Raw genomic sequence first — 25,073 nt, 5'->3', positions numbered from 1 at the left:
GGAAAGCAGGATGACCGAGATAAAGCGTTTAAACTGGTCGGAAATCGCGCCCGAGGGCGCCAAGGCTCTGTTCGGTATCCATCATTATGTCACCAAAACGGATCTTCCTGAAGAGCTGATCCATCTGGTCTTTCTACGAGTGTCGCAAATCAATGGCTGCGCCCACTGCATCGATATGCATACGCGCGATCTGCTCAAGACCATGGCGATCGACAAGGTTGCCCTCGTTCCCGTCTGGGCGGAGGTGCCGCACCTGTTTTCTGACCAGTATCGGTCAGCGTTGGCTTGGGCGGAGGAAGTGACCAATGTCAGCACGACCCATGCTTCGGACGAAGCCTATGCCGCCGCTGCCGCCGTCTTTGCTGAAAAGGACTTGGTCGATCTCACGCTAGTGATCGCGGCAATGAACGCGTTCAATCGCCTCGGCGCGCCATTCCGCCTGCCGGTCGCCGCGAAGCCATAGGCTCGTAAGATGGGGGAGCATGCCCTTGCTTCCCCCTTTCGGCAGCACGCGACCAGACCCAGTCGCTCCCATCCGCGCTGGTGCACGTCCGGTCTCGCTTGTAAAGCGGCCGATCGGACCGGTTGAAGTGGACAATCGCCAGAGCAGTCTTGCCAGGCGTCAGGCTGCTTTCCTTGAAGCTGGCTCTGTAGCTAAAACACCCTGACTTCCGCTAATTCGGTCGCGGGCGCATCAGCTTGATACGGATTGCGCCGATGCGATCGGTCGGAACGATGCTAAGCCGCTCGTCTCCGTTCAGGACGCGGCCTACTTTCCAGCCTTGCGTATCGAAACGCCCTTCTTCCACTCGATCAACTTCGGCCAGCTTCGAGCCGATGGCGAAGTCCGCCGTGAAACCCTTCCCGACGATCAGAAAGGTATCGTGGCCTTCGTCGATGACTAGGCCGAATGCCCGGCCGTCTCCTGGGGCTGGGCGCGTGCCGGGGCCTTCGGTTTCGCTGGGCAAAGGCGGCGGCGGCGGCGGTGCCTGCAATCCAACGTCGAGCAGCATCTGCTTGAGGAGCGCCATCGTTTCCTGAACGGTGATGCTGTAGCCGCCGAGCTTGATGACCACGGGCTTGCCATCATCCAGCAGAACGCCGGCGATGCGTCCTTCGGCCTGCGCCTTTGTGATCACCAGATCCATGCCGGTCAACTCGGCGTAGGCTTGAGCCAGTTGTCCATCGATCCGTCCATCCTCGATACCGAAGACGGAATAACCGATCGTGCGATGCTGGCCGAGCGCCCAGAAGATGTCGCCTGTCCGAAACTGTGCTTCCGGGACGAACAGCGGATTGCCGGCATGGTCGTAGTCCGCCAGCACTTCCTTGGTGTTGGGGGCGTATATGTCGGGCGACAGCATGTCGAGCGATGGAGCCGCTGCGTGCCAGACGTCGAGCACCCGCTTTGCCGGACCGCCGCTGGGATATTGGCCGGCCATGGGCTGACCGTCCTGCGGGCCGAGCCAGCCATTGGCGTACATCGGCAAGGCCAGTTCCCGCTTGCCCGCAGCAGCAAGCTTTTCCATGTAGCTGGCAAAATGCCAGGCCATGAAGACTTCCTCAGCCTGCCAATCGGTGCCGAACACGTCTGACCAAGTGCCCGAAGCGCGACGACCCTGACGGCTCCAGACCGCGTCCAGTTTCGGCTTCAGGCTTGAGCGATGGGCAGCGAGGTATTGGAGAAGTTGCGGCGGTACCGGGGCCTTCCATGCGCTCTCTGCCAACGCCGAACGGTCGCGGCTGTCGCGCAGCATCCCCGTCTCGTTGTTGACCTGCACCATGATCACGCGGTGATCCGTGTCGACTTCGGCAAGATGTCTCATCAGTGCCACGAAGGCGGTGCGATCGGCTTTCAGCAATTCAGGCGAAAATACAGACAGTACCGGCTTTGGCATGGCGCCCTTGTAGGTGAATGCCTCTGACATCGTGCCCTGCGCGATGGCACGGGGGAAGCGCCGGTCATTGCTGCGCACCCAACTGGGCGCGTAGGTCGAGGCCGCATTCTTGAATGCCCCGAACCAGATCAGGACAAGGCGCATGTCGCGCTTTCTGGCCTCTGCGATCTGCGCGTCGACCGCCCGGAAATCGAACTGGCCTTCCTTCGGCTCGAAGTCCTCCCAGCTAACCGTTCCGATCACCGTGCGAACATGCATAGCCTGAAGCTTGTCCCAGATCGGCTGCATATATTCGGGACTGGAGGCGCTGGAATTGTGCAACTCACCGCCCAGCGCGAGGTAGGGTTTACCATCCACCAGAAGCTGGTGGTCCTTAATCACAGGCAGCTGTTGGGCACCTGCTGCGGGGTTCACTGCCAAAATGGCAGCCGCAGACAGTGCCAGGCGGCACAGGATATCTCTCACAGCATTCCCCCACGGTGTATCGTTGCGGGCAAATATTAGAATGATGATTCATATTACGCAACCCATAAGGCGGAGGGCTAGCGTTGCGCCTGCATCCCGATGAACTAGCTCAATGTTCGCTGTCGCTGACTTGCCGCAAACGGCAGCTCAGGCTCGCATATTGAGGAGCTCATGATGGGCAGCTATTTTAACCTCGGTACGAAATCTGGTCGGCCTCGTAACGGCCAGCGCTGATTGTTTAGAGGCAAACCGGCACCGATTGGCGAATGTCCTTTTCGACAGAAACCCGTCCCTCATCATTCCGCTTGGGAACGGCCAGAAAGTCCCAAGGCTGATCGTTCACCGTCGCTAACGCGTCGGTGAACGAAGGGCAGCTGTCAGGGGACGTGAATGGGGCATCGAATGTCCGCTCTGTCGGCGGGCGCAGTCGGGCTTCAAATCGTGACGCCAAGAGCGAATTGCAGTTACGGGAGTCGATTGACCACAGATCAAATTGTAGCTACAAAAAGCTATGATCATCGTTTGGGATGAGCCAAAACGGCAAGCGAACCTCGTCAAGCACGGGATCGACTTTGCTGATGTGGGTGAAGGATTCTTCCTCTCCGATCTGGTTACCCCTGCGAAGGACGGACGCTTTGCCGCCATTGGTGAGATGAACGGCACGATCACGGTGATTTTCGCTGTGCTGGCACCGAAGGCGTTTCGATCATCTCTGCCCGCCCGGCCAGCATTACGGAACGGAGGCTCCTGTCATGACCGACCCGAAACATGCCGCTCCCGGATACACCCAAGCCGATATGGATGCGGTCAGCAATAACCCTGAATGGACAGCCGAGGACTTCGCGAAGGCAAAGCCTTTCGCTGAGGCCTTCCCGGACCTCACAAAGACGATTCGTGCACGCGGTCCGCAGAAGGCCCCGAAAAAGGTCAGCACCACACTGCGGCTTTCGCCCGAGGTGATCGAGCATTTCAAATCCAGCGGCCCTGGTTGGCAGTCGCGGATCGATGCAGTTCTCAAGGATTGGGTTGCTGCGCACTGACGGCGATTGTCCCCATGGGTCGGCACCGGAAGCCGACGCCGGGGCGTCGGAATGGCCGCCATCCCGCGTTCGTGTCTGCAAAGGCGCCCTTCTGGATCGCCCAACGCAGCTGCCTCGGCATCTTGTTCCCAAAGCAAGCGCGTCACGCATCTGAACAAACGGCGGCTTCAGGTTACCTAAGGCTTGCTAGGAGACGTTCCGGATCGTCCCACGTCACGGCGTTTAGGTTCAGCCATAATTTGGTTGAGTAAAGGCCGTGTATGCAAAAAGACCTTTCGTGTATGCAAGATTCTCTCTTGGTCGTCCCTTAAGGCTGGGACAAGCGCCGCCAGCGCCAAGCGTTTCACCCGGCGCATTTCCTGAGATTGGGCGCGAGGATCGCAATAGCCGGGCTTGGAGAAGTTTCTCTACTAATTTAGTTGAGAAATCTTTTTAGGCTACCGTGCAGCGCGTGGTTAGGGTTGCCGCGTCATACATAGCTAAGAACGGAACCGACGTGACCGGAAAGTCCGCCTTGATCGCCGCAGCTCTCGTGAGCACCTTGATGTCTCCCATCGCTATGGCGCAAGCGGGCCCGGCGGAACCGGTAAATCAGTCGCCCTTGAGCGGATCTTCATCCCAACGTGAGGCTTCACGGCCCAATTTCCTGGTGATCGTGGCCGATGATCTCGGATGGTCGGATCTGGGCGCCTTTGGTGGTGAAATCGCAACCCCGAACCTCGATGCGCTTGCCGCCAGCGGCGTTCGGTTCACCGGATTCCATACCGCGCCGACGTGTTCGCCCACCCGCTCCATGCTGCTGAGCGGAGTGGACAATCATGAAGCGGGGATCGGCACCATGGCGGAATCGCTATCGCCGTCACTTGCGGGCCGGCCGGGCTACGAAGGCTATCTGAACGACCGCGTAGCTTCGATAGCCGAGCTTTTACAGCAGGGCGGCTATCGCACGTTGATGTCTGGCAAATGGCACCTTGGCTTGACCGAGGATCGCGGCCCGGCGGCGCGCGGATTCGAACATTCCTTTGCCTTGCTGCAGGGGCTGGGCAATCATTTCGGGGCCGATCAGGACGGCGCGTGGAAGAAGGCCAAGGCGAACACGCTTTACCGGCAGGATGGAAAGCTGGTCCGGTTTCCCGTCGGACGTTACTCCGCGGACTACTTCGCCGATCAGCTGATCTCCTTCCTGGATGGCGGTGCGAAAGATGCACGTCCTTTCTTCGCTTATCTTACGTTCACCACACCGCATTGGCCCATGCAGGCCCCGGCCGAAACGATCGCGAAGTACAAGGGCCGCTACGATGCCGGTTATGATGTGCTTCGCGCCGAACGTCTTGAGCGGCAGAGGAAGCTCGGCCTGGTCGCACTCGACCAGCAGCCCCATCCCCTTGACGGAGTGAAGCCATGGGCCAGCCTGACGAGCGACGAAAAGGCGCTCGAGGCGCGAAAGATGGAAGTTTATGCGGCCATGGTCGATCGCATGGACCAGAATGTGGGCCGCGTGATTGCTGAGCTGAAGCGCACCGGCCAGTACGAGAATACCGTCATCGTTTTCTTATCGGACAACGGCCCGGAAGGCAGTGAGATTGATGCGCCTTTTCAGGTTCGCGGAGTTCCCGGCGGGGCCAAAAAGCTGGGCATCGACAATAGTCTCGAGAATATCGGGAATGCCACTTCATATGTGGGCTACGGCGCCGGATGGGCGCAGGCAAACAGTACCCCTTCCTGGCTGGTCAAAGGCTATCCGACCGAGGGCGGTACCCGGGTCAGTGCCTTTGCCGCTGGCAAGGGCGTCGTCGGCAATCGTATCGCCCGTGGGAATTTGAGTGTCACCGATATCGCGCCAACGCTGCTTGACCTCGCCGGGCTGGCGCAGCCGACAACGTTCAAGGGCCGCGCGATCCTGCCGTTCGAGGGGCATAGCCTGGTGTCGGTGCTCGCCGAGAAATCTGCCGAGGTTCGAACCCCCGACGAGCCTGTCGGCACCGAACTCTTCTTCCGACGGGCGCTTCGGAAGGGAGACTGGAAAGCCGTCTACCTGCCGACTTCCGGTTCGACCTATCCTCGTGACGGCGTGGGCGAGGGCAAATGGCAGTTGTTCAATCTTGCGACCGATCCGGCAGAAAGCACGGATCTGGCCGTCAGATATCCGGACAAGTTGGAAGAGCTTGTTGCGGACTGGGGCCGTTATGCCGCGCAGAAAGGCGTGGCAATTCCTGAGGCGGCCACGGGTCAATCGTCCAAGCCCTGATTTCCGCGTAAATTCTACCGGCAAGCGGAGTGTGGAAGAGGCGGGCCCGATTGCACGGCGCGCCTCTCCTTACCTTGAGTTCGCCGCCGTCAACCGGTCTTCCATCATTGCTTGAAAATGCGAGAGGATATCATGCGTAATCGCAGTGCTTGTGCCGTTTCAACCGCCGTTCTTGCTCTGTTGGCGGTGCCTGCCCTGTCTCAGGAAGCCGCGCCCGGTGGCGCGCCCGAAGTTGGGGCTACGGTGAACGCTGGAAAGCCGGCCAGCGCCGTGACCCGTGAGCGTCTCAGCACCTTCGCACAGACGCTACCGACGAGCGATCGCGAAGATTATGATCTGGTCCAGCGCGGCTTCATTGCGACCGTGGCGGATGGCAAGCTGCGCAATCCGGATGGTCAAGTAGTCGGGGATCTGGATAGCGACGCCTTCTTCAGTCAAGCGTCGCCCGATACGGTGAACCCCAGCCTTTGGCGCAACGCGCAATTGCTGCAGAAGCATGGTCTCTTCAAAGTGGCTGAACGGATATATCAGATCCGCGGATTCAGCATCTCCAATATGACGGTGATTGTAGGCGATACGGGCTATATCGTCGTGGACCCGGGATACGACGCTGAAGCCTACACGGGGATGAAACTCGTTTACGAGCATCTCGGAAAAAAGCCGGTCACGGGCGTCATTTACACCCACAGTCACACCGATCACTATAGCGGCGTGCGTGCGGTGATATCCGATGAGGAAGTCGCGGCCCGGCACGTGCCGGTGATTGCACCGGAAGGCTTCATCAAGGAGATTCTTGGGGAAGCGGTCATCGCAGGCCCGGCGATGATCCGTCGGGCTGCCTTCCAGTTCGGCTTTGGACTTCCCGTTACGGCTACCGGCAACGTCAACCTGGGTCTCGGTCCGCAGATCAAGCCGGTCGAGGCGCAGCCGGGGCAGGTTCCTGCCACACCACGCGCTCGCCTGCCGATCATTCCCAACCACGATATCAAGCAGACCGGCGAAACGCTGACGATCGACGGATTGCGCTTTGAGTTCCAGATGGCTGCGAATACCGAGGCTCCGGCGGAGATGTTTTTCTATCTACCCGAGCTCAAAGCCTTGTGCCTGGCCGAGGATGCCAACGGTACGCTGCACAACGCCTTGCCTGCGCGCGGCGCCCTGGTGCGCGACACCAAGAGCTGGTCAAATGCACTGACAGAGGCGATCAGCCGCTACGGTGGTCGCACCGAGGTTCTGTTCACCTCGCACTTCTGGCCCCGTTGGGAACAGGAGAAGATCGTTGATTACCTGGGCAACCAGCGCGACGCTTACGAATACCTGCACGACCAGAGCGTTCGCCTGATGAACGACGGCCTCACCGGGCCCGAGATCGCGCGCACCCTCCAGTATCCCGATAGCCTTGCGGCCAAATGGTACAATCACGAATACTACGGCACGCTCAGCCACAATTCCCGGGCCGTCTACCAGCGCTACATGGGCTATTATGACGGGAATCCGGCCAACCTCGATCCCATGACGCTGACCGAAGGCGCTAACCACTATATCGATGCGCTCGGCGGCGATGCGCACGTTCTGGCACTGGCCAAAGCCGCGATCGACAAGGGCGACAATCGCTGGGCGGTCGAACTGCTCAACAAGCTGGTATTCGCGGATCCGAAAAACCGCAATGCCCAGCTCGTGCTGGCCGATCTGTACGAGCAACTTGCCTATCAGGCGGAGAGTGCAACCTGGCGCAACGGCTATCTCGAGGCCGCAGTCGAACTGCGACGCGGTCCGCTTGAGCCGAAACGGGCCTCGCCTTTCGCCGGGCTACAGGGTCTGCCGACCGATCTGTTGCTGGATACCATCGCGGTGCGACTGGTGCCCGAGCGGGCAAAAGGCGTGAAGCTTGCCTTCACCATCGTCGACCCGGCGACTGGAAAACGACAGATCGTGCAAGTGCGCAACTCGGTGCTTATCCATGAAGAGGCCGACGCGCCGCTTGGCGGCGCGCCGATTTTGAAGCTTTCAGCCGCTCAGTTCTTTGCGGAATTGACAGGTGATGATCATTCCATCCTTGGGTCAGACGATTACGCCTTGGTGCGGCGCTTCGCCGGCCTGTTTGACGGGCCTTTGGGCAACTTCCCAATTGTTACGCCGTGAGTATTGGAGCGATCTCCAGGTTGTTCGACTACGATGAGCCGAATGGGGCGGATAAGCCCTTTATCCGCCAACGCTCATCTTCGCACTGAGCCGAAACATGCTCATGATGGAGTTGCGATAAGTTCGCTCCAAGGAGGGCTTGATGACGCTATTACTCACTGTTGAGAAGAGTTACCCGACCAAAATATTATAAAACTGTCCGCTTCTTGGCTGTCTACCGCTATGATCGCGAACGGCTCGCTAGCCAAGACTCGTGGTTCGCGTTCAGACTGACGAACGACGGTTTGGGCTCACGCCGGGTTGTTCAGGTTCATCCATAACGGGGAGAACCAACGGCAGCGATCAGGGATCCGAGATCACGTGCTCTACTACCGCTCTGTCGGCGGAATAAGTGCTTTTGGCCCGCGAGGCATGCTTCGGTGGAGTATACTCCGGCTGGCAGTTGATGCCAATGGAGAAGCGCCATGGGACATTCAGACTTAGATCCTGCCGTTCATGAGCGGCGCCCTTGGAACGCAGGCCAGAATGTGGGGCCAAAACGTCCGCTGAAGTTACGCGACATCTGGGCCATCCGGTTTTACCTTGACGAGAATAGGCGACTGCGGGATCGTGCGCTATTTGACCTTGCTATCGACAGCAAGCTACGCGGCTGTGATCTCGTGAAAATCAAGATTGGTGATATTGTTAGTCGAGGGAGCATTCGTAGCCGCTCGACGATTATCCAACAGAAGACCGGAAAGCCCGTCGAGTTCGAGATCATGACGGAAGCGCGAAGGAGCCTGACGGCTTGGCTGGACAGCCGCGGTTGGAACGTAGACAACTTTGTTTTCCCGAGCCGTGTCGATTATCTCGGTCACATGAGCACGCGGCAGTACGCGCGCCTCATCGACGAATGGGTTACGACGGTCGGCTTGGACAAGCGGGAATACGGCACGCACTCGATGCGGCGCACAAAAGTCTCGCTCATTTACAAGGCGACTGGTAACCTGCGAGCGGTGCAGATCTTGCTAGGCCACTCGAACATCGAGAATACCGTGCGTTACCTCGGCGTGGATATCGATGATGCGCTCACCTTATCGGAGCGTAACGAAATCTGAGCAGCATGCCGGCTCCGCGACTATTTCAAGGGGCCGGCATGCCGACATTGACGGTCGGCAGGCAACGGCAATGCGTCATGGCACGTTGGAGGGCGGCTATAACGGCGAATTCACTCACAATTACAGGCTTTCCCACGATTATCGCTAGCGCCTTTGGGCTATCCGGTGGGGCCTCGCCAGTCTTACCCTGATGGAGGCGATTGATCTGCGCCCGGTAAACTGTCCTTCATTGTCATCGACGATTCCTACACCACCCACGGTGGGCCATGACCAGATAGCGGGACGATCAAATATCAAATAGTCGAATTATAGCCCGAATCAGGCTGCCGCTTCCAATTCGTCGGCCAGCTTACCAAGGCGTCTGGGTCGCATAGAACCTTTTCCAGAAGTCGATCTTTTCTAAAGACGCCAAAGGCATTGGGGCGAAATGATCTCCCAACTCCATGACCAGTGGCAGCTGGGCGCTCCAGGCCGGCCATTGTGGGAGCCCGGGACCGTTGGGATTTCCAGTCTTCACAATGTTAGCCCAATAGGATGACATCGTGTCCGCGATCTGGCGGTCTTCGCGCGTCCACGGGAGGTCGACCGCATCCAGACTGTTGAAGGCATAGGGGATCTCAGAGCCATGGAAGGCGCCGCGCGTATCGTGGGTCGGTCCGGGTTGGGCGTGGGTCCAGAAATAAGTGTGGAGGGGCAGAGAATTGGTCTGGCGCCACAAGGTGCCCCAAAGCCAGGTCGAGATCCGCGAATTGTCCCTTGCCGAAGCATTATTCTGCAGCGCCGCCTCCGCATCCGTGGAGGCTGGATAGAGCTTGAGGAAATCATCGGCGAGGGGGCCGAACTTGCGACGCGCCGCAGCCTGGAACTGAGCGACCGTGACGCTAGTCTGGGGCATGCCAGCGCGAGGCAGGGTCGTGCGGGCGCGCAGCACGGCGAAGGCGGTTTCGGGGACCGCGCCGGTCTCGTCCTTATTGTTGCCCGCCACGTAGGCAACCTTGTTCTGGCTGCCTGATTGATACGTATCCCAATAGGACTTTGGGATCACCCAACCGTCGACCACCGGCCGGAAAAGCGGTGGTTTGCCGTCGCTGCCGGTCTCCACGTCGGGATCGATCGCGGAACTGCCCTCGATCAGTTGCTGCCAGGGCATTTGGCGCAGCGCTGCAAGGGTGCTGGCACCGTGCTGCGCGGCGTACTGCGTGCCGGACTTTTCTGCCGAGGCAAGCGAGCGCCAGGAAACCGACAGATAGCGTAGCTCGGTGTCGCGGGGGTAGCGGGCATGGCTTTCGGCTATCCCGGCGCGGAAAAGGCCTTTCGCGAGGGGTGACATCGAGAGGAAACCGACCGATCCCGCCCCTGCGGACTGCCCCCCAATCGTCACTTTCGCAGGATCGCCGCCGAAAGCGGCTATGTTGCGTTGCACCCATTGGAGCGCGGCGATGTCGTCCAGCAATCCGTAGTTCCCCGAGGCGCCATGCCCGGATTCCCGGCTGAGTTCCGGCGTCGAAAGGAAGCCGAGAACCCCGACACGGTAGTTGAGGGTGACGACCACGATGCCCTTTTTCGCCAGCCCTTCGCCGTCGAATTCAGGACTTGCTCCGGTACCGCCGATGAAGCCGCCACCATAGATCCAGACGTAGACCGGCCGCTTTTCACCGCTGCTCGGCGCGGCCGCCGTCCAGACGTTGAGCGTAAGGCAGTCCTCGCTCTGTGCCATGCCCCGCGCCATGTCTCCGCCGGGCTGCGGGCAGGCCGGCCCAAAGGCATCGGCCTTGCGTATGCCTTGCCAGGCAAGGGGCGCAGCAGGCGCACGCCAGCGCAGCGGCCCGACCGGGGGGGCGGCATAGGGAATGCCCTTGTAGACAGAAATCGAGGGATCGCGGCCAGGAATACCGCTGAGAAGGCCGGTCTCGACCCGGATCGGCTTCCCCGTGGTCTGAGCCGCTGCCATCGCCGGTTTCGCGGCGTAGCCCACGAGATCACCCGAGGCCAGCACATGCCCTGTCATGGCTGCCTTGAGCGCCGAGAAGCTCTGGCCGTCCCCATGGGCAAGGACGATGTCGAGCGCGAACACTTGCGTGTGATAGGCGTGACGGTTGGCGTCGTGAGTGTGGGGGCCGGCATAAGCGGCGGCGGGGCCGTGAACATTGGGCCCGTAAACCGCGCCGGCAGGTGCCTGCGTCATGCCCTCGGAAAGCGTCGTGGTTCCAGCAGGGAGGTTGTAGAGCACGAGGTGAATGCTGGTTACGGCACGGCCCGCATCGCTTTCTGCAGGCATGCCCTGCATGACCACGACATAAGAGCGCGTACCCTGGGGGCCTTTCGACCATGAAAGGCCGGGAAAGCGGTTCTCGCCATATTGCGTGCTGATCAAGGGAATGTTCCCATCGGCTGGAAATGCCGGACTGGTCACTTTCAAGGCTGCGCCGACCCGGGCGGGGACCGCTGCGATCAGAAGCTGCGGGTCGTGGCCGATGGTCGATGCAGCGTCTGGTGAAAGCCGCGTGGAAGCGTCCTGAGACCACGCCACGCCGGAAACCGCCAGAGCAAAACCTCCCGCTGCCAGAACAGTGCAATGCGCTAGGGCACGACCGGTTTTCATGGTTATCTTCATATTCCTGTTCTTCCGTGGCTGGAACCTCAATGCACCGCTGCGAAGCGGCCGGGCTTGCTCAACCAGCTGTCGATATGATCGTAAGTCGTCTTTTCGGTATCGCCGAACTCGCCGGGTCTGCGCTCGCATTCCTTGCAGGTGTCATACATGTGCGTCGCACCTTCCACGAAGGCGATCGACTTGTCCGGGCTATGCGAGAGTTGGTAGAGCGTCTCGCTGGCAAGGTATTCCCAGTGCCCGGTCATGCCCATCACCAGCAGGGGCACCTTGATACCCTGCACGTTCCCCGGCGGGCTGGCATAGGTGGAAGTCCAGTCCACACCGTGCACGCCTGTCTCGTCGTAGCCGAAGCCGGGTCCAGTTCGAATTGCATAGGAATTGAGGTAGTTGCGCAAGGTCGTCTTCAAGGCGCCTTGCATGAGCGAAGGAGTCTGGCTGCGGGTGTTCTGGGGCACGCGCACGGTATGGACGATCTCGGTCGTCTCGCGGCCGCCGGCATGAAGCAGGGGCCAGGCCCTGCGGGTATGCGCCATGAGCGCGACATCCTGCGAGAACAGCTTGTTGTTGCTGCCGAGCAGGATTGCGCCAGGCACGACGAAGGGGGCGTCATCCTCGTAGGGCCCCTTGCCAGCGGCGACGGCGGCCAGCCGGCCTTCGGCTTCCGATAGCAGGGCAATGTTTCGAGCACCCTCGGCCTGGAGAAACCGCCGCGTGAAGACGGGACCATACGCAGAGCCGGTCGGCCGGAAGCCGTTGGCGGGCGCGTACATGTCGAGCCGAGTATCGGTGGCCATCCCCCCATCTTCGCCGCGCACGGCAGGGTCGATGCTGAACAGCGTCATCGCTGCCAGTCCCCAGTTGGAATCGATCAGCATGAGCCCGTCCGCTGGAGGAAGGTCCGCCAGGGCATCCGGGCACTTCCAGATCTTCTCTTTCGATCGGCAGGCGTTCGTGCCACCTTCCGCGATGAACTGGTAAGCGCTCATCACCGTGCCGCCTCCGCTGTGGCCCAACAGCACGACATGCTTCACGCCGGGTACGGTGCGTAGCCAGGCGATACCTGCCTTTGCTTCCAGCAGGACCTGATCGAGCATCCCGTCGTTGGAAATGCCGGACTTGCTCGTACTGTTATTGGCGCAAAGCACGCGGTACCCGCGCCGGGAGAGTTGGGTGCAGGCCGAAAAGCTCAGGTAGTCAGCGGAAGAGTGCATCACGAACACCGCCGTTTCGGCCTTGGGGCCGATATTGGCAGGCTCGTAGAGCACGGCCGGCACACCGCGTGCCAAGTGTACGAAAGCGGTGCGGGGCGCGGCTGTCTCCGGGCCCTCGGCACGTGCAGCGGTACCCTGCTGGCACGCCAGCAGGATGAGTGCCCCGCCGAGGGCGGCCTTTATGTTCGAGATAGCGCGAATGATCGCCTCCTGTTCGCCTGCGCGGGCAGGTCTCAACCCTTGACCTTGAACCCGATCACGAACGCTCTGCCGGTGGGGTCGTCGGAGAATTCGTAGGACTGTCCCGCCGAAGTGGTTCCGCTGTAGTAGCCGCTGAGCGGTGGTTTGGCATCGAAGAGGTTGGAGACGCTGAAGTACAATGAGCTGTCGGCGATCTTCCAGGCGGAGCCGGTGTCGAAAGTCAGCGTCAGGTTGGTCGTGGCATAGCTCTTGACGTAAGGGTCCGTGAACACCTGCGTGGCCACGCCGCTGCGGCGGAACTTGTTGCGATAGTGCTCGAAAAGGTCGAGTTTCACGCCGTCCGTCACCTGATAGCTGAGGAAGCCGGCCAGTTGCACGCTTGGGCTTGGCATAAGTCCGTTCTGGCCCCAGCCCGCGCCGCCCTGATCGATCGTGGCAACCCCCGGCTGATCATAATAGATGTGCGGCTGATAGTTCACCAGGAGTCGCAGGCCGAGCGACCGGCCGGCCAGCGACGTGTTGTAGTCCAGTTCTCCGTCGATACCCCAAGTGCGGACTTTGGCGATATTCTGCGGCTGGATATAGAAGGCGGTTACGTTGCCCGCTGCGTCACGCTGGATCAGCGAGCAATAAGGCGAGGTTCCATTGCTGGAGTAGCAGGCGTTCTGGATCGCGGCGTTGAAGCCCTGAACAGTGGTGATCGCGTCGTCGACGACTGTGTGATAGTAATCGACCGTAAGGGTAAGGCCCGGCACGAAATGGGGCTTGTAGACGCCGCCGAACGTATAGGTATGCCCCACTTCGGACTTCAGAGCGGTGTTGCCGTTGTTGATGGACGGCACGTAGACGGTCGCCCCGGTGGACGTGTCCACGAAGGACCCGGTGACCACCGTTTCCGGCTGGAACAGGTCGTAGAGCGTGGGCGCGCGGATGTCTCGGGAGAGTGTGCCGCGGAACTTCAGGTCATCGTTCACTTCCCACACGCCGCCGAGCTTCCACGTCGTGTAGTGGCCGCTTGTGCTGTAGTCGGTATAACGGGCGGCGCCGTTCAGCGCGAGCGACTTGGCGAAGGCGACGTCCTGCAACAGTGGGAATTCCACCTCGATCGCGGCTTCCTTCACGCTTTGCGAGACGGTGTCGCTGTTCGGGAAGGTCGTGGGATAAAGCGTCGTGGTAGAGGTGCAATTGTAGCGCAGACCCGTGCAGTCGGCATAGTCGGTGGGTGAAGTGGTGCTGGCGGCGTCGAACGAGATCCTGCGCCATTCTCCCGAAAGTGCGACGTTAACCGGGCCCGCCCAGTTGTCGAACACCGGGCCGCTGATCGAGGCGTCGGCCGCATCCATCTTCGTGTGCGTGAGGAAGCCCACGCTGCCCAGCACATAGTCCAGCGCGGCGTCACTGCTGGCGGTCGGGCCGAACAGGCTGAGCGGCACGCAGCCGCCATAAGCAGACGGATTGATCAGGCTGGCCTGACAGACGATCTGGCCGGTCGCCGGATCGGTGACGGCATCGAGCGCGGCGGCAAGGCGCTGGGCATTGGGCAGGTTGCTGATCGTGGTCTTCAGGCGCGAGGTGCCATGGGTGTAAGTGCCGTTCCAGTCGAAGGCGCCCAGTTTGCCTTCAATCCCGGCATTCAGGTAAATTTGCCGGGTCTTTGACATAGCCTGGATACGCGGCGCCCCGTTCCAGATCTCGTTCATCGTGAAAGTCGACTGGCCTGCCGCCGCGAAGGCATCCTGATAGTCTTGCGCAAGGTAGGCGTTGGTGGCGCTGAAGGTTAGGCCCTGAAGCTGATTCCATCCGGTGTAGGAGGTATTCTTCTTCAGGTTCGCCGCGCCCTGGACATAGACATGAACATCGTCGGTCAGATCATAGTCGAAGCGGCCGAAAATCTGGGTGCCCTGGAAGGGGGAGATCATCGAACTGTTCTGGTAGGCGCCGTCGCCGCCGATCTGGCAACAGGACGACCCTGTCGCAGTACCCCTGTCGAAAGCGCCGATTACGCCGTCGGACGCGAACTGCTGGCCGGAAAATGCGCCCTTGGACGTGATGTAGCCGCCGAAGGCATAGTTACTCAGGCGGACATTCGTGGCGAGCGTATAGGGATTGGCGGCCGTCCCAGCGCCCTGCAATGCAGCCAGATTGTCCCAGTTTCGCGCCGTGGCGCGGTTCAGGATGCCGTCATTCTCGCGGTGCTGGACGCTTGCCTCGAAATGCCCGCGGGAACCGACGTCGAAGCCCAGGGCGCCGCCGAAATCCCGGTTGGCGGCGTCGCCGCGCTGCGAGATACCCGCTTCGGCATGGGCCTGGAATCCGTTGAATTTGCGGTTAAGCACATAGTTCACGACGCCCGAGACCGCGTCCGACCCGTAGACGGCCGAAACACCGCCGGTTACCACATCCACGCGTTGGATCAGTTCCTGAGGGATAAGGTCGACATCGACGGTGGAGTTGTAGAGCGTAGGCGGAATGCGATGGCCGTCGAACAGCACCAGCGTGCGATAGGCGCCAAGGTTGCGCAAGTTGAGGACGTTGGCCGCGCCGTTACCGCCTTGCACACCCGTGGCATTGGAACCTGGGTTACTGAAGGAATTGCGGGAGCCGGAGAAGACCGGGAGGTTGTTCAGCGCGTCCGAAATCGAGCCTGAAGGCGCAGCCGCCATAAGCGCGTCAGTGGTTACCGTGGTCAGCGGCGTGGGGCTGGCCGAACCGTTGCGTAATACGCGTGAACCGGTGACGATGATGTCGGCAGCGGAGGGAGCGGCCGGTTCCGACGCGGGTTCGACTTCTGCGGAAATGCCTTCCGAAGCGGCGCCCGATTGTGCGAGAGCAGGCATTGCCAGGCCCAGGGTGCTCACGCCTACCAGCAGGCCGCACGTCAGGATTCTGGTGTTCATCATATTCCTTCCCGATATCGTTCGCGGCGCGCGCCCTTGCAGCGCGTCGTTCCGTCCCGAACGTTCGAGACGCTGATCGCATGGTCCAGGATGTCTGCGGATATCAGTTTTGGTCGGCGCCGAATAAGATCAGCATTATAGAATTGTAACTCTGGCTTGTTAAATCGGCCGCAGGCCTTTCCTCAGGCGCTATGAATCGAGCGCCCTCCGATAGGTTTCGAGAGTACGATCCTGTCCACGGTTCCGGTGGTGGTTTACCTTTGGCGATTCAAACAGTTTGCATTCGGAGAGAGGCGCCATGAAACCAAAGTCTTTGTTGGTCCCTGGAATTGCAGGGCTATTGCTCTCCGGCTGTCAGTTGGAGTCGGGGCCGGTCGCGCAGACTTTGGCTTATGTCGGCACCCAGGCGAGCGGGCCGGGCGAGGGGGTGGTCGCGATCCGGCTCGATGCCGCGAACGGGTCCCTCAAGTCGCTCGGCGTGATGGCGCAAGTCGACAAGCCGACCTGGGTCCTGGCCGATCCGGCGCATCGGCGCATGTTCGCGGTGAGCGAGGTGGGCAACGACGGCAAAAGCGACGGCGCCGTCTTCGCTTTCTCCTACGACCAGGAAACGGGCATGTTGCGAGCGAACGGACAAGGCGCATCAGGCGGCGGGGGACCGACGCACCTGGCCCTGAGTGCTGCGGGTGAAACCCTGTTCGTGGCCAATTACGGCACTGGGCAAGTCGCGGCGATCTCCGTCGGCAACGACGGGAGGCTGGCCACAGCACCGACAAGCATCGCCGCACATAGCGGCACCGGGCCGAACCGCCGGCAGAAAGGTCCGCATGCGCACGGCGTGACGCTGGATCCTTCCGGGCGCTATCTTCTGTCCCCTGATCTCGGTGCTGACAGGGTTTTCGTCTATCGGGTCCAGCCTGGACCACGCCAGCTGGAGCCTGCCGATGCCCCCTTCGTCCAACTCCCGGCGGGATCGGGACCTCGGCATATTGTCTTCGCGCCGGATGGACGCCTCGCGTTCCTCATGGCCGAGATAACGGGCATGATCTTCAGTTATGGCTGGGAGCCGGGTAAGGGCAAACTGACGGAACTGTCGCGAAAGCCCCTCGATAATGCCGGTTACAGCGGCCCGCCCAGCGGCTCCGAACTGGCGGTTTCCCGCGACGGGCGCTTCCTCTACGCCGGCAACCGTGCGGCGGATCGCATCCAGGTCTATGCGATAGCGCGTAGCGGTGCGCTCGCCCTGGTGCAGAGTATCGATTGCGGCGGGAAAGTGCCTTGGGGGTTCGCACTTAGCGGCAGCGGCAAATGGCTGGTGGTGGCCAATCAGGGATCGGGGAACCTAGCGAGTTTCGCGGTGAACAGGTCCAGTGGTCGTCTGAAGGCAACCGGCAATCGACTGGAGCTTGGCAAACCGACCTCAGTGTCGTTTACGGACCGTTGAAAGGACCTGCCATGATCGAAGCATTCCGACCTGTCCTCTATCTCAAGTCCACTTGTCCCCACTGTCTCAAGCTGCGGATATTCCTGTTGGAAGCCGGCTTGCTGGAGCGGTTCGATCAGCGCATCTTCACCCAGGGAGACGATGCGGAAGCTGCGATCCGCGCTGACCTTGCGGCTCATTTCGACAAGGTCACTTTTCCGGCCGTCCAATATGAGCCGGGACGCTTCATGAAGGATTCCGACGCTATCATCGCCCATTACGCGGCGGTGGCAGGGGTGGACGTCGAAGGGCTGCCGATCTTCGCCGCCTATGCACAAGGCGTGCTGCCGAAATACATGGAAACCCGCCGGCAATTGACTGCTCTGAAGCAGGATGCCTGACGTGAGGGGGGACCGTGCCGGTCCCCCCTCCGTTCCTCAAAACTCGAAGCCTGCCGTTACCCCGTAAGTGCGCGGTGCTGCATAAGTGCCGTTGTCGCCGCTGTTGGTGGCTCCGATTTGGCTCCAGTAGAACGTATCGGTCAGGTTCTTGCCCCAGAGGCGCACGAAGAGATTTTCGCTTGCGGGTCGCCATGTCAGCGAGGCATCCAGCGTCTCGTACGACTTCTGCTTTACGCGCTCATCCGGCGAACCGACGAAGCCGGAGTTGTGGTAGAAATTGCCGGCAAGGGTGAATTTGCCGATACCGGTCCGCAAGTCGTAGGCACCGCCCACTGAGGCGGTGAAAGTGGGCGTGTTTTGAAGGCGGTTGCCCGAGGCGTCCCCGATCAGCAGGCAATTGCCGCCCAACTGGGCATATGGGCTGCCATTGGTGCCAAGGCAGGTCTGGCCCACCGGGATCGTGAAGCCGGTCGGCAGTGGATAAGGCGTGGTGATCACGGCCGTATCGAAGTCTGTATAGCGTGCATGAGTCCAGTTGAAGCCACCGAACAGGCGGAAATCGTTGGTCACTCGCCACGTAAGGTCGGCATCGATGCCGTAGATATGCGCGCCGTCGGCATTGTAGACGGTTTGTGCACCCGAGATTACCTGCATCACCTGGATGTTCTTTTCGTCATAGAAATAGCCGGACACGTTGAAGCGCACGCGGCGGCCGAACAAGTCGGATTTCAGGCCCAACTCGTATGCGTCGACGATTTCCGGCTGGAGCAGGACGATAGGATCGGATTGGGTGATGAAAGTGCCCGACCGGAAGCCGCGGTTATAGCTGGCATAGGCAAGCAGTTCGGGCGAAAAGCGGTGGTCGAGCGAAAGGCGCCAGGTGACTTTGCTGAACGTCTTGCCTTCGTTGACCGTGTCGCTGGTTGTCGTCAGTCCGGCCGGAGGCACATTGCCGTTGAGCGACACGTCGTAGGCCGAGAGGTTGCGCTTGTCGCTGGTGTAGCGGATGCCGGCGATCAGGTGCGTGCTCTCGCCGAAGCTGTAGGTTCCTTCCGCGAAGCCGGCATAGCTGTCCAGCTTGATCGAATTGTAATCGTCGACATAGCCGTTGTTGCCGAAAGTGAAGAGGCCGGTGGTGCGCGATCCATCGTTACCGGCGTTACCGTGCATGTAGAAGCCGCCCAGCACCCATTTGAACGGGCCGTCACCTTCGGAGACGAGGTTGATTTCTTGGGTAAACTGTTTGTCGTAGAGATGGTTGTCTACGACGATGCGCTTCACGGTCGTGCCGTCTGGATCGAAGTTGTAATTGAATTCGGAATGGCGGTAGGCGGTAATGCTCTTGAACGAAACGCCGCCAAGGTCCTGCTCGACATGCAGGCTGGTGCCCCAGGCCCGTGTTGTCATGTTGGGATCGACGTCCGCCAGGATGTCGCGATGTGGATCGCCGCCGAGTGCCTCGATCTGCGCCGGCACATTCTGGCCAAGGGCATTGGTGGTGAAGTTGCGGAAGGCCGGCGCTGCGGCATTGCGACCGTTGAAGTCGCCGGAGAGCGTTACTTTGGTGAGTTCGCTGGGCTTCCAGAGCAGCTTGGCGCGCCCAGCCCACGACCTGCTGGTCTGGATGTCGTTGCCCGTGAACAGGTTTTTGCCGTAGCCGTCCTGCTGGTTGTCGTATTGACCCGAGAGACTGATCGCGACGGTATCGGTCAGCCCACCCGAGACATAGGCAGCCGAATGGACCGTATCGTAGTTGCCGTAGCCAATCTCCGCTTGGCCGTTCCAGTCGAAATCGGGGCCGAGAGTCGACATCTGGATCAGGCCGCCGGTGGCGTTCCGCCCGAACAAGGTGCCCTGCGGGCCCTTGAGCACTGTCACCTGGTCGGTGTCGAAGAAGTTCTGGAGGATACCGAACGAAGCGCCGTAATAGACGCCGTCGACATAGACCGCGACCGGGTTCTCGATGCCCGGTCCCTGGCCGGTGGCGCCGATGCCGCGGATGCGGGGGAGTCCGATGCCGCCCGTGCCTGTGGTGATATTGAGGGCGGGCACGGCCGCCTTGAGGTCCAGGGTGCTGGTCACGCCGGCGCTCTTCAGCTGCTCGCCGCCGAGTGCGGTAATGGCGATAGGCACGTCTTGGGCGGATTCGTCGCGCTTCTGGGCCGTGACGATGATCTCCTCCACCCCGCCCGCATCGGCGGTCTGCTGCCCCGCCGACTGCGCTGCGACAGTGTGCGGCGCGCAGGCGGCGAAAGCGGCGCCCGATAGAAGCGCTTGGCGCAGCGAAACGAATAGCGATCTCGAGATATGCTTCACGGTTTTCCTCCCAGGTTCCGACCCTTATTGGATCGGACAATTTCCCCCCCGATCAATCGCCGCCCTGCCTCATGATGCCGAGAACCGGCGTGCCGGTCTGACCGGCGCACAGGGCGCAATTGCGGTATGGCCTCGATGTAGTCCGGGAAGCGGAACCTGCGGATATAGGCACTCGACCTGCGCCGATAATTTCGGCGACGGCGCTGATGCAATGAACCGAAGCGTCGCCTAACACGAGTGTCTGCACAGGAAACGGCTCTGCAAGGGGCCGTACCGGGAAAGCAACTTGTCCAAAAACGCGAACCGGGTTGGCGGGGAGAGAGTGAAGTGAAGCGTAGAGATTTCCTGGCGGCCGTCCCCGCATCCGTCCTCATCAGTCAGATCGGGATCGCCAAGCCGGTTCCGGCAAAAAAGGGCGTGATGATGATGAACCGCATCGCCCCTTCGGTTTCGGAGCTTTACGTCGCCGCCACAGACGGTAGCGGAGAACGCAAGGTGTTGGCCGAGAGCGCCTACGACTACAACGTCGCGCTGTCGCGCAACGGCGCCCGCATGGTGTTCACCTCGGAGCGACTGGGCGATGGCAACTCCAGCCTGTTCACGGCGAGCGGGGACGGCACCGGCGTCAGGGCGATCGCCGGAGGACCGAGCGTGGACGATGCCGCCGCCCTGTCGCCGGATGGCAAGTGGCTGGCCTTTGTTTCGACACGCAACGGCTACAGGGCGAATATCTGGCTGATGAACATCGATACCGGCAAGCTGAAGCAGCTGACCGGTATCGGCGAAGTGAAGGGTGCGGCCGATAGTCCCGACACCTACTTCCGACCCGCCTGGTCACCTGATGGCAAGTGGATCGCCTTCTCGTCGGATCAAAACACCAGTTGGCGCGGGCATGATGAGGGGCACGGTTGGGAACATACCCAGGAACTGGCCATTTATCGGATCCGTCCGGACGGGACCGGCTTTGCGAAAGTTTCCGCGCGCAAGGAGTGGTGCCAGGGATCGCCCACCTGGTCGCCCGACGGCAAGCGCATCGCCTTCTACGAACTCTCCACCGAGGCGACTTGGGGCGCGCGCCGTCCCGAATGGATCGGCCGCGTGACCTCGCAGATCGTCTCGGTCGACGTCGAGACGGGCGACAGGATCGAGCACACCGATTCACCGGGGCTGAAGGTCTCGCCGCACTGGATCGACGCCGACGAGATCGGCTATGTCGTGAAGGGCGGCCAGGACGAGGGCATCGCCTATACTTCCGGTCGGCTCGGCTTCAAGAGACAGGGCCTGCGGGCGCCGTTCTGGACGGCGGACGGCAAATCGGTGATCTACGAGGTGCAGGCGTTCCGCCCGGTGCGCAAGCTCGACAAGCCTCTGTTCAGTTGGGACCCGGCCTACGACTACCGTTTCATGGACGTTTTCCCGATCCTCTCGCGTCAGGGCATCATGGCCTTCACCGAGAAGCAGACTGGCTCTTCCTCCATCGTCACTTGCCGCCCGAACGGAACCGAACGGCGCGTGGTGTTCGACAATACAAAATCCGGGCTCGATCCGGAGATGGTCAGGAAGGGGCTGGCCGGGGCGTTCCAGCCCTGCTGGTCGCCCGATGGCGAATGGCTCGCGTTCGGCGTCGGCACCTGGTTCGGCGAGCGGTCTCACTCGAAGGCCGTGGTGGTGCGGGTGCGCAAGGACGGCACGGGACTGGAAACTCTGACCGACGGCAGCGTTCATTCGGGCTTCCCCAGCTTCTCGGCAGATGGCAAGGAACTCGTCTTCCGGGTTTGGGGCCAAGACGGAGAGCGTGGCCTCCGTATCCTGAACCTGGAAACGCAGCAGGTCCGGGTCCTCACGCGCGAGCTGGACAACCTGCCGGGCTGGTCGCCCGACGGCGAACGCATTGTTTTTACACGCAAGGTCGACGGCACGACGTTCCAGGTCGCCACTATCCGGCCGGATGGCAGCGACTACAAGGAACTAACCACTGGCAAGCAGAGCGATGGTCACGCCGTCTGGGCGCCGGATGGCCGCGTCATGTGGTCGGGGTCCGAGCACGGGTTCCGCGACGAGGCGGCACTCTACGACAACACCTTCCAGCAATATGGTCAGATCTACGTGATGGATGCCGATGGCCGCAACAAGCGCCTGCTGACCGACAGCAAATGGGAGGATTCGATGCCGCTCTATATCGACAAATCCTTGCTCTGACCCGCTCTCTCCCCTGACGGGACAACCTTCGGGGAAGATGCCGCCTCGGCATCCTCCCCGTTTTTCGTCAAGCAAGGGTCTGGTTCAGCCAGCTTGTCGAAGCAGCGGCGGCGGCGCGCAGACGTGCGTGCGGATCACCTCGATGAAGGCGGATTGCACCGGTGTCGGCATCCACTCGGCGCGCGTCGTGATGCCGATGGCGGGGACCGGCTCAATCGGTCCGCAGTGCAGGCTTCGCAGGCCTTTCTCGAAGCTGATCTCGTAGGAGGTCATCAGCGTCAGGCGATCACTCCCTTTGAGCAGGTGGCGGATGACGGGCAGGGCGCAAGTGGCAACGTGGGTCTGCGGTCCTTTGGTACCCTCGAAAATCCGGTCGAAGCAGGCACGGCGGCTGGAGCCTGCCGTGCCGGTGATCCAGTCGTAGGCCATGAGCTCCTCCACCGTGACCTTGCCCGCGCGGGTGAGCGGATGGCCTTGCCTGGCGACGACGGCATAAGGCGTTTCGATCAGCGGCTCGCAAACAAGTTCGGCCGGGGTTTCCGCCGGCAGCAGGCCGACAACGAAGTCCACTTCGCCGCCGCGCAGGCACTTGGTCATCTCCACCGCGCTTTCGTTCATGATGCGGATGTCGGCGCTGGGGTGGCGTTCGAGGAAGCGATCGAGCACCGAGGCCAACAGCACGCTGCCCCCAAAGGGCATGGCGCCGATCACCACCGGCGTCGCGGTGCCGTCCAGCGCGGAGTCGATCTCCCGCACGCCCCATTCGATCTCTTGCAGCGCCAGCTTGACCATCAGGCCCAGCTTCATGCCTTGCGGGCTGACGAGCATGCCTGCTGCCGTGCGGTAGAACAGAGAGACCCGCAAGTTGCCCTGCAAGTCGCGCGCGGCGCGCTGGAGCGATGCGGCGGAAATGTCGAAGCAATCGCTCGCCTGCTCGAAAGAGCCGTGCTCCATCACGCCCACCAGGGTGCGCAGTTGCGAGCGGGTGAGGCGGTTGACGATGGCGCGGGCGCCGTCGGCATTCACGGCGGCGCCGATCTCGATCACGGCGCGCTCGGTCTGTTCGAAGAAACGCTTCACGCGGGCATGAAACACCATGCCGAATTCGTTGAGGTAGCTGCCGCTGGCGCGCCGGTCGACCAGCGTGGCGCCAAGCTGCGCTTCCATCTTGGCAAGGGCTTGGGTGACGGCAGGCTGCGACAGGCTGCATGCTTCCGATGCGCGGCGCACGGACTTGAGATCGCCGATGGCCTCGAACAGGCGAAGCTGGCGAAAGCTCAGGCTCTGGGCGCGTTCGTGGCCCGAGGTCTTGTGACTCGTTTGCGTCATGTTTTGATCCTCTCTCCACTGCGGACCTAGCGCGAAATTTATCAGAGCTGCAATGGGTGCAGCTATCACCCCGGCCTTCGCGGTTGCGACAGAAGAGGAGGGGTGGCTCACGTCCGAACGCCGGATATACTGACAAGAAGTGTTGCAAAACAGCCTCTTGCGTTGCGGATCATTTGGATGATGGCGGAGTCCGCACCGCATCATCCTGCGACAGTCCTGTCAGCGAACCTATTACGCCCGGCGCTGGATTTATATGCCGGGCGGCGCAAATTCTATCACATGGCCCCGGTGCCAAGAGGTTAGCCTCTATAAATTGTGTGCTCGCGCCGACCGGTTCGGGAGGGGGCCGCGTTGACTTGGAACCGGGCTGGGCGCTTTTCGGGGGGCAACCGGCATCGGACGTTGCAGCAAACGCCGATAGCCGTCTTTACTCATTCCCGAGGAGAGCGACCTTGAGCCAGAAAGTCCGCCTGAAGTTGGCGATTGCCGACCATCCGCACACTGCCGCGATCCGCGACGGCAGCATTGAGATCGAGGGCGTGGACGCCGAATTCGTGACGGTGAAGCCGCAGATCGGCGCCTTCCGCCGCATGGTCCGCGATGTCGAATTCGACGTCTGCGAACTGGCGCCCACCACCTACATCATTGCCCGCGCCTATGGCGCGCCCTTCGTCGGCCTGCCGATCTTCGTGGTGCGCCGCTTCCACCACGGCGGCATGCTCGTGAAGCCGGATTCGGGCATCCGCCACCCGAAGGATCTGGAAGGCAAGAAAGTCGGCGTGCGCGCCTATTCCGTGACCACCGGCGTGTGGATCCGCCAGGTCTTCATCGACGAATACGGCATGGATAACGACAAGGTCACCTGGATCGTCGATGACGAGGAGCACGTGACCCAGCTCCAGCTCCCCGCCAACGTGCAGCACACCCCCGAAGGCGTGTCGCTGGCGGACATGATGGCCAGCGACCAGATCCAGGCCGGCGTCGAGGCTGCCGCCGGCATCGGCCGCACCGGTGCGCCGACCGGCGGCTGGCAGGAAGTCGACACCAGCATGTATGTCGACCTGATCCCGGATGCGGCCGAGGCCGAGGCGGAATACTATGCCCGCACCGGCGTCTATCCGATGCACGGTACCATCGTCGTCAAGGACGAGATCCTTGCGGAGCACCCGTGGATCGCGCGTTCGCTGAACGACGCCTTCACCCGCGCCAAGGACGAATGGTTGGCCAAGCTTAACTCGGGCGAGGCGACCGGCAAGGGTGCGGACAAGTACCGCGCGCTTCAGGAGATCGTCGGCGCCGATCCGCTGCCCTATGGCATCGAGGAAAACCGCGCGACGATCGAAGCGCTGGAGCAGACCGCCTTCAAGCAGGGCCTGACGCCGCGCCGGATGACGATGGAAGAACTGTTCGTCGATCCGGCCAAGGCGCCGGTGCGCGTTTGAGTCCGACGCTGAAATAGCACCCTCGTCGTCCCCGCGCAGGCGGAGCCCCGCTTGTTCTTCCGGCGTTGCGCCGGGATACAAACAGGAAGCGGGACCCCGGCTTCGCGCGGGCGACCGGGTTAGGTTGGCGAGCGAACTTGCTTAATTTCG

The 25,073-nt window shown here is 61.4% G+C and carries 15 protein-coding genes and 1 pseudogene; 10 read left to right on the top strand and 6 right to left on the bottom strand.

Translation table 11 applies throughout. The features are described from left to right. Positions 1-10: 10 nt before the first annotated feature. Positions 11-463, top strand: coding sequence for a carboxymuconolactone decarboxylase family protein (locus AC1VV3_RS24265; protein WP_482963584.1), 453 nt, complete (start codon positions 11-13; stop codon positions 461-463). A gap of 211 nt (positions 464-674) precedes the next feature. Here AC1VV3_RS24265 and AC1VV3_RS24260 read toward each other — a convergent pair whose 3' ends face one another. Further along, positions 675-2,363: a GH35 family beta-galactosidase gene (locus tag AC1VV3_RS24260; RefSeq protein ID WP_482963583.1), complete on the bottom strand. Its 1,689-nt coding sequence runs from the start codon at positions 2,361-2,363 to the stop codon at positions 675-677. Positions 2,364-2,874: 511 nt separating this feature from the next. Between AC1VV3_RS24260 and AC1VV3_RS24255 the strand changes: the two are divergent. The 5 genes and pseudogenes from AC1VV3_RS24255 (at position 2,875) to AC1VV3_RS24235 (ending at position 8,890) form a co-directional block, all read left to right on the top strand. After that, positions 2,875-3,119, top strand: a pseudogene (locus AC1VV3_RS24255) (BrnT family toxin). Beyond that, complete coding sequence (locus AC1VV3_RS24250; RefSeq protein WP_482963582.1) at positions 3,116-3,403, top strand: BrnA antitoxin family protein; 288 nt, start codon at positions 3,116-3,118, stop codon at positions 3,401-3,403. Before AC1VV3_RS24255 ends, AC1VV3_RS24250 begins: the two are co-directional and overlap by 4 nt. Positions 3,404-3,947: 544 nt before the next feature. After that, complete coding sequence (locus AC1VV3_RS24245; RefSeq protein WP_482963660.1) at positions 3,948-5,651, top strand: arylsulfatase; 1,704 nt, start codon at positions 3,948-3,950, stop codon at positions 5,649-5,651. A gap of 132 nt (positions 5,652-5,783) precedes the next feature. After that, positions 5,784-7,793 carry an alkyl/aryl-sulfatase gene (locus AC1VV3_RS24240; RefSeq protein WP_482963581.1) on the top strand — a complete coding sequence of 670 codons (2,010 nt, stop codon included), beginning with the start codon at positions 5,784-5,786 and terminating at the stop codon, positions 7,791-7,793. 464 nt (positions 7,794-8,257) lie between these two features. After that, positions 8,258-8,890, top strand: coding sequence for a tyrosine-type recombinase/integrase (locus AC1VV3_RS24235; protein WP_482963580.1), 633 nt, complete (start codon positions 8,258-8,260; stop codon positions 8,888-8,890). A gap of 349 nt (positions 8,891-9,239) precedes the next feature. On the opposite strand, the gene AC1VV3_RS24230 is transcribed toward AC1VV3_RS24235, so the two are convergent. From AC1VV3_RS24230 to AC1VV3_RS24220, 3 genes are all read right to left on the bottom strand, one after another. Further along, a complete protein-coding gene (locus AC1VV3_RS24230; RefSeq protein ID WP_482963579.1) occupies positions 9,240-11,633 on the bottom strand; it encodes a carboxylesterase family protein in 2,394 nt (797 codons plus the stop codon). Continuing rightward, positions 11,531-12,790 carry an alpha/beta hydrolase family protein gene (locus tag AC1VV3_RS24225; protein WP_482963578.1) on the bottom strand — a complete coding sequence of 420 codons (1,260 nt, stop codon included), beginning with the start codon at positions 12,788-12,790 and terminating at the stop codon, positions 11,531-11,533. The genes AC1VV3_RS24230 and AC1VV3_RS24225 overlap by 103 nt, the downstream gene beginning before the upstream one ends. 158 nt (positions 12,791-12,948) lie before the next feature. Further along, positions 12,949-15,813, bottom strand: a complete 2,865-nt coding sequence (locus tag AC1VV3_RS24220; protein WP_482963577.1) for a TonB-dependent receptor domain-containing protein — start codon at positions 15,811-15,813, stop codon at positions 12,949-12,951. Positions 15,814-16,111: 298 nt separating this feature from the next. Between AC1VV3_RS24220 and AC1VV3_RS24215 the strand changes: the two genes are divergently transcribed. Continuing rightward, a complete protein-coding gene (locus AC1VV3_RS24215) occupies positions 16,112-17,257 on the top strand; it encodes a lactonase family protein (protein WP_482963576.1) in 1,146 nt (381 codons plus the stop codon). A gap of 11 nt (positions 17,258-17,268) precedes the next feature. Then, a complete protein-coding gene (locus AC1VV3_RS24210; protein ID WP_482963575.1) occupies positions 17,269-17,637 on the top strand; it encodes a glutathione S-transferase N-terminal domain-containing protein in 369 nt (122 codons plus the stop codon). 36 nt (positions 17,638-17,673) lie between these two features. Here AC1VV3_RS24210 and AC1VV3_RS24205 read toward each other — a convergent pair whose 3' ends face one another. Beyond that, positions 17,674-19,953: a TonB-dependent receptor gene (locus AC1VV3_RS24205; RefSeq protein ID WP_482963574.1), complete on the bottom strand. Its 2,280-nt coding sequence runs from the start codon at positions 19,951-19,953 to the stop codon at positions 17,674-17,676. Positions 19,954-20,280: 327 nt separating this feature from the next. Between AC1VV3_RS24205 and AC1VV3_RS24200 the strand changes: the two genes are divergently transcribed. Further along, entirely contained in the window at positions 20,281-22,152 is a 1,872-nt protein-coding gene (locus AC1VV3_RS24200) for a hypothetical protein (protein WP_482963573.1), read from the top strand. An 84-nt stretch (positions 22,153-22,236) separates the two neighbouring features. Here the strand turns inward: AC1VV3_RS24200 and AC1VV3_RS24195 are convergent, their stop codons facing one another. Then, on the bottom strand, positions 22,237-23,481 hold the full coding sequence (locus AC1VV3_RS24195) for a LysR family transcriptional regulator (RefSeq protein WP_482963572.1): 1,245 nt from the start codon (positions 23,479-23,481) through the stop codon (positions 22,237-22,239). Positions 23,482-23,933: 452 nt separating this feature from the next. Between AC1VV3_RS24195 and AC1VV3_RS24190 the strand changes: the two genes are divergently transcribed. Next, positions 23,934-24,923, top strand: coding sequence for an ABC transporter substrate-binding protein (locus AC1VV3_RS24190; protein ID WP_482963571.1), 990 nt, complete (start codon positions 23,934-23,936; stop codon positions 24,921-24,923). The last annotated feature ends 150 nt before the right edge of the window (positions 24,924-25,073 follow it).

It is taken from the genome of Novosphingobium sp. BL-S-34, assembly GCF_056857015.1.
Note: the sequence above shows the minus strand (reverse complement) of the source record. Positions and strands in the feature narration are given on the sequence as shown.